Consider the following 10041-nt stretch of genomic DNA (forward strand, 5'->3'; position numbering starts at 1 on the left):
CAGAGCTGACGTCAGCGCGCCAGTCGCGGGCGGGTACGCTCAAGTTCGGCCGAGATCGGGATGAATTCCTGATCGTCACCGGGGGGCAGATGAAACGCGCCGTTGGCCCAATCGGCGGTTTTCCATTCACGGGTCGCGTTTTCGATCTTTTCCTTCGAGGAAGAGACGAAGTTCCACCAGATATACCGTTCTTCATTTAGTGTCGCGCCCCCCAGCAGCATCAGGCGCGCGCCCTCAAGGCCAGCCTTGACTGACAGATGGTCGCCGGGCCGGAAAATCATCATATGACCCGCATCAAAACTGTCGCCAGCAACCTCAACTGAACCCTGAGTGACATAGACACCACGGTCCTCATGATCGTCGGGCAATGGGAACGAGGCACCGGGTTCAAGCTGCACATCCAGATAAAAAGTCTCGGACAGCATCGAAACCGGGCTGGTTTCTCCATACGCAGACCCAAGGATCAGTCGCGCGCTGACACCTGCATCCTGAATATGTGGCAAGGCCCCCTGTTTATGATGCTCAAACTCCGGTGCCATGTCTTCGTGCGCCTCGGGCAGCGCAAGCCAGGTCTGAATGCCAAACAAGCTGTGGCGCTTGCTGCGGGTTTCGTCACTGGTGCGTTCGGAATGGGTCACGCCCCGGCCAGCCACCATCCAGTTGACCTCACCCGGATAGATCATCTGATGTGTGCCAAGGCTGTCACGATGCTCGAACTCGCCCTGATACAGATAGGTTACGGTGCCAAGGCCGATATGGGGATGCGGACGAACATCGATGCCGCCTTCGGTAATGAACTCGGCCGGCCCCATCTGATCGAAGAAGATGAAAGGACCGACAAGCTGACGCTGAAGAGAGGGCAGCGCACGTCGCACCTCGAAACCGCCGATATCGCGGGCTCGTGGGATGATTAGCGTGTCGAGGGCGCTGTTTTGACTCGGGTTCCAGCTCATGACTGATCTCTCCATCTCGATCCGGGATTTGAATTCATGAATTCACAGATAATGCGAGCCGGGATCTCATAAAGTGCGCGCACGCACAGATCGGGTGCGGATCGCGATGACCTTCGCTGTACTGTCCAGACTGACTTCAGGTGTGGCACGATGGGGTTATTGCCAGAACGTCCTGAAAATAAACATCTTATCAGAACGCAAAATCTCTTTCCCTGATTGAACCTGCTGGCTAAGGTCGCCGGAAGCAAGACAACTAACCGGACGTATTACCCTTGATCTTCAGCAGTATTCTCTTTGTCGGCGGCACATTCGCGCTGACCTTCGGCAGCTATTTTCTGATGCGCTACGTGCTTGGTGAACACCGGGTGTTGGAATCGCAGGAGCTGGCATCATCCACCGCATTTCGCATGGCTGCACTGTTGGGCCTGATGCTGGCGCTGGTGTTTTCTCAGGAGTTGTCCAACCTGAACAAGCTGAACCAGACAATCGGACGTGAGGCAAACAAGCTTGAAAGCGTGTTTCACGACCTGAAGCAGTATGGCGGCCCCGAAGCAACCGAACTGCAGCGTGATATTGCATTGTATGTACATGAGGTGATTGAGGTCGAATGGCCCTTGCTGGATGTTAACAAGCAGCTCAGCCCCAATGCGGATCAGCTCTGGGCAAAGCTTTACGATTCCATCCTGAACCTGCCCGCCCCGGATGATAGGCAGAGGTGGTTGCGCAATCGGATGCTGACACAAATTTCCGAGGTTGGGGATGAGCGCAGTACGCGTGAGATCGTGGCCCTGACCGATGTCAATCCGGCATTCTGGGTCATCACCTTTGTCGGGATTTCCGCAATTGCCGCGTCTTTTCTGGCTTTCCCGCCGGTGTTTGGCAACATGATCTTGCTGACGATCTATGCGGGCTACGTTGGCACCGTGCTGTTTTTCATCAACAGCTTTGACTACCCGTTTTCAGAGTTTGGCGGGGCCCAGCCTGTAGCCTTGCAAATCCTGTTTGATCATTACCTTCAGCCACTTGTTCCCCCGGGCAGCGCACAGGGATAACAAAAAGAACCTTGGTCGGCGGCAGAACCAGTCGTCAGCGTGACAGGCGCTTTGCGTAGGTGGTTCGATTCATTTCGACCTCTTGCACCGTGATGCTGCCGACCCCTGGCAAGGCCGAAGCCAGCGCGTCGAGGATCAGAGCGTTGAGCGCTGCGCGCGTGGTTTCGCTGCGGCCCTGCATCAACAGCAGCGTGGCGTGGACGAATGTCTGGGGATCGGTCCCGATCCGGTAGAACGCGACAGGGGTGGCCCGAATTTTCAACGCGTCGGCGTCGAACTCTTCATGTGCAGCCAAAACGGTGAAGAGGTCATTGCAGATCACCTGAAAGTCATGAATCAGTTCAAGGCCTTCGGAAAATTCAAGGGTCACGTGAGGCATGGATTGCTCCGGAATGTGGGGGCGGGCCGCGGGGACCCGCCCGATGACAGCTTTACACGCCCAGACACCAGCGCATAACCGCCTTTTGGGCGTGCAGCCGGTTTTCGGCCTCATCAAAGATGACCGAGTTTGGACCGTCCATGACTTCTGACGTAGCCTCCTCCTCGCGGTGCGCAGGCAGGCAGTGCATGAACAGCGCGTCAGGTTTGGCGTGAGACATCAGTTCGGCATTCACCTGATACGGACGCAGCAGGTTATGGCGGCGTTCCTTGGCCGACTGGGAATCGTGCATCGAGACCCAGGTATCGGCAACCACCAGATCAGCGCCTTCTACGGCTTTGTACGGGTCACGCTCGACCACGATTTTCGAACCTTTCTGCCGCGCCAGCCCCATGAACTCTTCTTCGGGGTCGAACTGGGCCGGACCGGTGAAGGTCAGGTCAAAACCGAACTGGCCCGCCGCATGCAGGAATGAGGCGCAGACATTGTTGCCATCGCCGGTCCAGACTACCTTTTTGCCCGCAATCGGACCGCGATGTTCTTCATAAGTCTGAACATCTGCCATGATCTGGCAGGGGTGGGTGCGATCAGTCAGGCCGTTGATGACGGGAACATCGGAGTATTCCGACATCTCGGTCAGGATGGTTTCGTCAAAGGTTCGGATCATGATCATGTCGACATAGCGCGACAGGACGCGCGCGGTATCCGCGATGGTCTCGCCATGGCCCAGCTGCATATCCTTGCCGGACAGAACCATGGTCTGACCGCCCATCTGACGTACGCCCACGTCAAAAGACACGCGAGTCCGGGTGGATGGTTTTTCAAAGATCAGGGCGACCATGCGACCTGCCAGCGGCTGTTCGTCATCAGGGGCTGCCTTGGGGCGACCAAGGCGCGCCTGCTTCATCGCCGCGGCCTGATCGATCATGCCCCGCAGATCGGCTGCATCAGTTTTGTGTATATCGAGGAAGTGGTTCATTTCACTGTCACTTTTAGCTATCGAGAGTCGGGGACGCTGCCCCCGGCCCCCCGGAGTATTTTGGAAAGACTAGGATCAGGCGGTGGCGAGGCTGGCCTCGACCTGTTTGGCCGCTTTTTCGAGGCGGATCATCGCCTGCGCGATGTCGTCTTCGGTCAGCGTGAGCGGAGGCAGCAGGCGGATCACGTTATCAGCGGCAGGAACGGTTATGACCTCGTTATCATAACCGGCATTTACGACGTCGATATTGGTGGCCTTGCACTTGATGCCCAGCATCAGGCCCGAGCCGCGAACCTCTTCGAACACTTCGGGATGATCGGCAACCAGTCCCTCGAGTTTCTGACGCAACAAGCCAGCCTTGCGGTTCACACCCTCAAGGAAGGCAGGGGTTGCCACCTGATCCAGCACGGCGCACCCCACCGCGCAGCCCAGCGGGTTGCCGCCATAGGTGGAGCCATGCGTGCCAGCTGTCATGCCAGAAGCTGCATCTTCGGTTGCCAGAACAGCGCCAAGCGGGAAGCCACCACCGATGCCTTTGGCGACCATCATGATGTCGGGTGTGATACCTGCCCACTCATATGCAAACAGCTTGCCGGTCCGGCCGACACCACATTGTACTTCGTCCAGGATCAGCAACAGGCCGTTGTCATCACAGATCTGACGCAGCGCCTTGAGTTCCGCATCGGGCACCGGGCGAATACCGCCCTCACCCTGAATGGGTTCGATCATGATGGCGGCAGTCTTGTCGGTGATCGCATTGGTCACGCCGTCCAGATCACCAAACATCACATGCACGAAGCCGGGCAACAGTGGACCGAAGCCCTTGGTCATCTTCTCGGACCCGGCCGCTGCAATACCAGCAGAGGACCGGCCGTGGAACGAACCGTCGAAGGTGATGATTTCAACACGCTCGGGCTGACCTTTGTCATAGAAATACTTGCGGGCCATTTTTACGGCCAGCTCGCAAGCTTCGGTACCCGAGTTGGTAAAGAACACGGTGTCAGCAAACGTATGTTCGACCAGCTTGTCGGCCAGCGCCTGTTGCTGCGGAATCTGGTAGAGGTTCGAGACATGCCACAGCGCATGCGCCTGTTCGGTCAGCGCGTTGACCAGTGCCGGATGTGCATGACCCAGCGCGTTCACGGCGATGCCCGCCCCCAGATCGAGGAAACGTCGTCCGTCCGCCTCGGTCAGCCAGGCGCCTTCGCCCTTCACAAAGCTGAGGGGCGCACGATTATAGGTCGGCAAAACGGACGGGATCATCGGATCATCCTTTTCGATAGGTTGAGCCCAGTGACTGATACACTGAGGCCGGGTTCGTCAACTGATTTGGTGGGATTTGCGCTGATTTGGACAGCACAAAAGGATCAAACGGGCCGGTTACGCGAAAAAGCGTCGGCGTCGGAGGCGCAAGATATGTGCATGTTTGATCATGGGACGCCGTATAGCGACAGGAATGCGATCTGAAAACCCAAAATCCTGTAGTATCGGAATTCTGATGCGGTTTTGCATTTCCGGCTTGCCATTTGGCATCGGCTGCCGCACCGCTAACGCATGTTCGTTCCCAAGAGCCATAATCCGGCGCTGGCCGCCATTCTGATCTTTGCGGCAAGCGCATTGATTGCAGGCACCACGCTGCTGGCCAAAGCGCTGGGCACGGATACGCTGGGTCCGGCGCTGCATCCGATGCAGATCAGCCATGGCCGGTTCATGTTTGCCTTTCTGGTCATCATCAGCGCCGTAGCCATCCTGCGCCCGCCCCTGCGGCGACCGCATTGGGGCTTGCACATCGGCCGGACGACCTTTGGCTGGACCGGGATCACGCTGATGTTTGCCTCGGTCGCCTATATCCCTATCGCGGATGCGACCGCGATTTCGTTCCTGAACCCGGTGTTTGCCATGGTTTTGGCGATCCCGCTGCTGAAGGAAGGTGTTGGTCCGTGGCGCTGGCTGGCGGCGGCCGTTGCCCTGACCGGTGCCCTGATCCTGTTGCGTCCAACGCCTGACAGCTTTCAGCCCGCAGCGCTGCTGGCGCTGTCCGCTGCTGCGGTGATCGGGATGGAGCTGATCTTTATCAAAAAGCTTTCGGGCAAGGAGATCCCCATCCAGATTCTGCTGGTCAACAACTCGATGGGGCTAGCGATAGCCACTGTCGCGGTGGTGACCGTCTGGGAACCTCCGACGCCCGAACAATGGGCCGCATTGGCGGGGATCGGTGTCCTGATGGCCTGTGCGCAGGCCTGTTTTGTCAATGGCATGGCGCGGGCAGATGCTTCGTTTGTGGCACCGATCAGCTATGCCACGCTGATCTTCGCGGCATTCTATGACTTTGCAGTGTTCGAGGTTGTGCCCGATATCGTGAGCGTCATTGGATCAAGCATCATCCTGACCGGCGCGTTGATCCTAGTCTGGCGCGAGGCACGCGCGAGAGCCAGCTAACAAAAATTTCCTGCGGAATGTCTGCGGGCGACCCCCATGTCGCAATCCCTCATGAATCAAAAATCGAATGGCGCAATTTGGGCGCAGTTGATTAGAGAGATTGCGCCATGCATGAACGTCGTATCCCCGAATGGGTTCGCCATGCCCCAGCCCCGTCTGTTCGTGATTTCGGTATCCTTGCCGGATTCGAAGCCATTGTTCGCGGCATCCTGATATCCGTCTTTCCGCTGGTCATGTACCGGGCACTAGGTGATGCCTCATCCGTCTCATTCCTGTATTTTCTGGTTGGGATCGTTTCGCTGGCCGCCGGGCTGATGGTGCCTTTTCTAATCCGTTTCGTACCGCGCAGATGGGCCTATTCCGCCGGCTGCGTCATGTTCATAGCCGGTGCCCTGTTGGCGATCGAAGGCAGCCCCGAGGCGGTCGTCGGCGCGCTTGCGCTGAACACCGTGGCTGCGGTTGTGACGTTCATCTGCTTTAACGCTTATGTACTGGACTACATCAGCAAAATCGAACTGGGCCGCTGCGAAACCAGCCGCATGTTCTACAGTGCCTTAGGTTGGACCGCAGGCCCGATGGCCGGTGTATTGCTGATGGAGGTCTGGGCCCCCGCCCCCTTTGTCATTAGCGCCGTTGCAGCAACAGCCATGCTGATCATGTTCTGGGCGATGCGGTTGGGCAACGGAAAGCTGATCACCAAGGCACGCGGGCAAGCCAAGAACCCGCTGGCGTTTCTGCCCCGTTTCTTTGCTCAGCCCCGGCTGGTTGCCGGTTACCTGTTTGCGATGATCCGGTCCTGCGGTTGGTGGATCTACGTGGTGTACCTGCCGATCTTTGCCATTGAGAACGGTCTGGGGGAACAGCTGGGCGGCATTTTGCTGTCGGTCACCAACGCGATGCTGTTCGTGGCCCCGCTGATCTTGCGGTGGGTGCAGGGGCGTTCGCTGCGTTCGGCTGTACGGGTCGGGTTTGCGGCCTGTGCCGCGTGCTTCCTTGCCGCTGGTTTCATTTCCGGCTGGCCTGTGGCCTCGGTTGCGGCGCTGGTCTTTGGATCGGTCTGGTTGATCGTATTGGATATCTGCGCGGGTCTGCCCTTCCTGATGGCGGTCAAACCGTCGGAACGGACTGAAATGTCAGCCATCTATTCCAGCTACCGCGATGTCTCGGGCATTCTGACCCCGGGAGTTGCCTCGCTGGTCTTGTTGGTCACTCCGGTTGCTGGTGTCTTTGCTGCGGGTGGGTTTGCCCTGTTTGGCGCATGGGCCGTTGCAGCGCGACTGCACCCCCGTCTGGGTCGACCCCGGGTGCCGCTGCAGCCGGGATCACTGGCAGAACCAGCCTAGGCCTTGAGGCGGTATCCGGTCCGCAACATCTGCCAGTTCAGTGCGCAGATCAGCAGGGTCGCTGCCGAGCAGACGGCAAGGCCCAGATAGGGCGAGCTGTCGGATACGTCGATCATACCATACCGCAGCCCGTCGATCAGGTAGAACACCGGATTGACGTGGCTGATCCGGTTCAACAGCGGAGGCAAAGCGTCAACCGAGTAGAAAGTGCCGGACAGGAAAGCCAGCGGCGTGACGATGAAGTTGGTGATCGCTGCCATCTGATCGAACTTGTTGGCAAAGATTCCGGCGAACAGGCCCAGCGCACCCATAAACGCCCCGCCAAGGATGACGAAGAGCAGGGCAATCAGCGGATTTACAGGCACCAGCCCAAGAACCAGGGCCAGCGCCGCAGCGACGACAAACGCGATGAGCACTCCGCGAGCGACACCCCCCGCCAGATAGCCCAGCAGAATCTCCAGCGGCGACAACGGCGGCATCAACGTATCCACGATATTGCCCTGCACCTTGGCAATCACCATCGAGGAAGAGGTGTTGGCAAAAGCGTTCTGGATCACCGTCATCATCATGATCCCGGGCGCCAGGAAGGTCAGAAAAGGCACGCCCATTACATCCGGTCTGCCCGGACCAACGGCGATATTGAAGATCAGCAGGAACAATCCGGCGGTCACAAGCGGCGCCAAAAGCGTCTGAGTCCACACAGTCAGAAACCGCAGAGTTTCTCGTTGCGCAAGCGTATACAGCCCCATCCAGTTGACCACACCAAAACGGCGCGTGTCCTGATCTGTAAGATTCTGCATGCTCTGCCCCCAACTGATTCGAAGATAGCTTGTAACTCGGGCTGCAGTGATTAGAATAGGGGGCTGAGACGAATTCCGAAGGCGGCCCGAATCCGGGGCCGCTTTCCCGCTTTTTGAAAGGCTGACGATGTCCTGGACTGACGAGCGCGTAGAACTGCTAAAGAAAATGTGGGGCGAAGGCCAGTCGGCAAGCCAGATCGCCAAGGAACTGGGCGGTGTGACCCGCAACGCGGTGATCGGCAAGGTGCACCGTCTGGGCCTGTCGAACCGCGCAACCGGCGCAAGCCCGGCCAAGGCGGAACCCAAGGAAAAACCGGCCCCCGCACCAAAGGCTGAGGCCAAGCCCAAACCCACGCCAAAGACCGAACCGGCCCGCCCGGCCCCGGCACCGGCTGCCGAGGCGAAACCGGCGACACCGCCACGCCGCCAGATTATTCCGGCCGGTCAGCCCCTGCCGCCGCAGCCTTCGGCTAATGAAATCAGCCCCGAGGCGCTGGCCAAGGTGAATGAGGTCGAAAAGAAAGCCAAGAAGCTGACCTTGATGGAACTGACCGAGAAAACATGCAAATGGCCCGTGGGTGACCCCGCGACAGAGGATTTCTGGTTCTGCGGCCTGCCCGTTGAACAGGGCAAGCCCTATTGCGAAGCGCATGTGGGCGTGGCTTTCCAGCCCATGAGCTCGCGCCGCGACCGGCGGCGGTAAGACCTGTGCGCCAGGATCCGACAGCGATGGAGGATACCTGGCTTGCCCGGGCGAAACGATTGCTGGCGCTGGCCGAAACCGGCCAGCACTTTACCAAAGACCCGTTTGATCGCGAACGATACGACGAGATCGCGGATATGGCCCGCGCCATGCTGGCTGATCTGGGGCAAGTTCCGCTATCGCGTATCGACGGTCTGATTTCCAAACACGCGGCAGGATATGCCACGCCCAGCATCGATATTCGCGGTGCGATTATCCGTAATGAGCGGATCCTGCTGGTGCGCGAGCGCAGTGACGGGAAATGGGCAATGCCCGGTGGCTTTGCGGATATCGGCAGTTCTCCGGCAGAAAACATCGAGCGTGAAGTTCTGGAGGAGGCCGGGTTGCGTGTGCGGGCGCGGCATCTCTATGCACTTCGCCACAAAGCGCGGCATCCCTACCCGGCAGACGCGCGGGATTTCTATAAGCTGTTTTTTCTGTGTGATGAGACCGGGTCTGACGAACCGGTGGCTGGAGAGGAAACCAGCGAAGCGGCATTCTTTGACTTAACCGAATTGCCTGAGTTGTCCCTGACCCGAAATCTGTCTTCGGATATTGATGCTGCATTTGAGAGGTATCGCTCGAATGCACTCGGGACTAAGTTCGACTGAACGCAATATGAAGTTCAAAGTTCTTGTATGTATCTATGCCGCTCTGATTTTTGCGGCCTACATGCAACCTCTGAACCACCAGTTGGTCGCCCCAAACAATGAGACTCAACTCCCGCTTTTTGTGTTGGTCATGTATTTGTCCGCGTGGTTAACCCCCATGCTACCAGCGTTGATTGCCTGCTTTGCCCTTTTGGGAATGAAGCGGTTTCCGCGCCTTGTAGCAAATTTACTTGCAGTAATTTCGATTATGGCCGGATTGATCCTTACTTTGGCTTCCAGTGTGTTTTCGCTGTTCTCTAACACGCAGGTTTTACATGGGGTTACGCTGACAATCGCAGTGGCGACCAGCTTTCTCATCTGGTCCAGCACTGGCGACAGAGAGTTTCCTTCTCGGTGGGTCAAAATAGGGCTGTCAGTGTCAACCGCCGCGGCGCTCTGGTCGGTGCTAACTGTTCCCATGATCCTGTTTCAGGCACGATGGATCGCTGACGGATCTCCTTATTGCATCGCACATCACGGGCGAGGTTCCGAAATCAGTGGTTTCTCGGACCTACGTGGATTCTCGTTTTACACTGAAAAAACTGGTTACAAATCTACATCTGAATGGTTTTTCCACGGACTGATGATCGTCAATTTCCCAGATGGTGAGGCAGTTTACAACTGGTCACCGCGGGGGTGGCGGTTCGATCAAATAGCTGACCCGGGTGTCTTTATTGAGCCCGTCGGAAACGCCTGCGTCCCCC

The 10041-nt window shown here is 57.9% G+C and carries 11 protein-coding genes; 6 read left to right on the forward strand and 5 right to left on the reverse strand.

Features of this window, described 5'->3' with window-relative positions; genetic code table 11:
* Positions 1-11: 11 nt before the first annotated feature.
* Positions 12-953, reverse strand: coding sequence for a pirin family protein (locus tag E1297_RS31455; protein ID WP_155144985.1), 942 nt, complete (start codon positions 951-953; stop codon positions 12-14).
* A 272-nt stretch (positions 954-1225) separates the two neighbouring features.
* On the opposite strand from E1297_RS31455, the gene E1297_RS31460 reads away from it, so the two are divergent.
* Positions 1226-2005: a DUF4239 domain-containing protein gene (locus E1297_RS31460; protein ID WP_155144987.1), complete on the forward strand. Its 780-nt coding sequence runs from the start codon at positions 1226-1228 to the stop codon at positions 2003-2005.
* Between the two features lie 34 nt (positions 2006-2039).
* Here E1297_RS31460 and E1297_RS31465 read toward each other — a convergent pair whose 3' ends face one another.
* The 3 genes from E1297_RS31465 to E1297_RS31475 form a co-directional block, all read right to left on the reverse strand.
* Positions 2040-2384: a 5-carboxymethyl-2-hydroxymuconate Delta-isomerase gene (locus E1297_RS31465; RefSeq protein ID WP_155144990.1), complete on the reverse strand. Its 345-nt coding sequence runs from the start codon at positions 2382-2384 to the stop codon at positions 2040-2042.
* Positions 2385-2436: 52 nt separating this feature from the next.
* Complete coding sequence (argF, locus tag E1297_RS31470) at positions 2437-3363, reverse strand: ornithine carbamoyltransferase (RefSeq protein WP_155144992.1); 927 nt, start codon at positions 3361-3363, stop codon at positions 2437-2439.
* A 75-nt stretch (positions 3364-3438) separates the two neighbouring features.
* Positions 3439-4626, reverse strand: a complete 1188-nt coding sequence (locus E1297_RS31475; RefSeq protein WP_155144994.1) for an aspartate aminotransferase family protein — start codon at positions 4624-4626, stop codon at positions 3439-3441.
* A 291-nt stretch (positions 4627-4917) separates the two neighbouring features.
* Here E1297_RS31475 and E1297_RS31480 point away from each other — a divergent pair, with 291 nt between their 5' ends.
* Together E1297_RS31480 and E1297_RS31485 are read left to right on the forward strand one after the other, a co-directional pair.
* The gene (locus E1297_RS31480; protein ID WP_155144996.1) at positions 4918-5802 is read left to right on the forward strand and encodes a DMT family transporter; all 885 of its coding nucleotides are present in this window, start codon (positions 4918-4920) and stop codon (positions 5800-5802) included.
* A gap of 107 nt (positions 5803-5909) precedes the next feature.
* A complete protein-coding gene (locus tag E1297_RS31485; RefSeq protein WP_155144998.1) occupies positions 5910-7145 on the forward strand; it encodes an MFS transporter in 1236 nt (411 codons plus the stop codon).
* Here E1297_RS31485 and E1297_RS31490 read toward each other — a convergent pair.
* The gene (locus tag E1297_RS31490; protein ID WP_155145000.1) at positions 7142-7945 is read right to left on the reverse strand and encodes an ABC transporter permease; all 804 of its coding nucleotides are present in this window, start codon (positions 7943-7945) and stop codon (positions 7142-7144) included. The two genes, E1297_RS31485 and E1297_RS31490, sit on opposite strands and share 4 nt — an antisense overlap.
* A 127-nt stretch (positions 7946-8072) precedes the next feature.
* On the opposite strand from E1297_RS31490, the gene E1297_RS31495 reads away from it, so the two are divergent.
* The 3 genes from E1297_RS31495 to E1297_RS49265 form a co-directional block, all read left to right on the forward strand.
* A complete protein-coding gene (locus E1297_RS31495) occupies positions 8073-8648 on the forward strand; it encodes a GcrA family cell cycle regulator (RefSeq protein WP_155145002.1) in 576 nt (191 codons plus the stop codon).
* Between the two features lie 26 nt (positions 8649-8674).
* The gene (locus tag E1297_RS31500; RefSeq protein ID WP_155145005.1) at positions 8675-9298 is read left to right on the forward strand and encodes an NUDIX hydrolase; all 624 of its coding nucleotides are present in this window, start codon (positions 8675-8677) and stop codon (positions 9296-9298) included.
* A 7-nt stretch (positions 9299-9305) separates the two neighbouring features.
* Positions 9306-10041 (forward strand): hypothetical protein (locus E1297_RS49265; protein WP_196223449.1); only part of this gene is annotated, 736 nt, incomplete at its 3' end.

The sequence above is a fragment of the Roseibium sp. RKSG952 genome, from assembly GCF_009711355.1.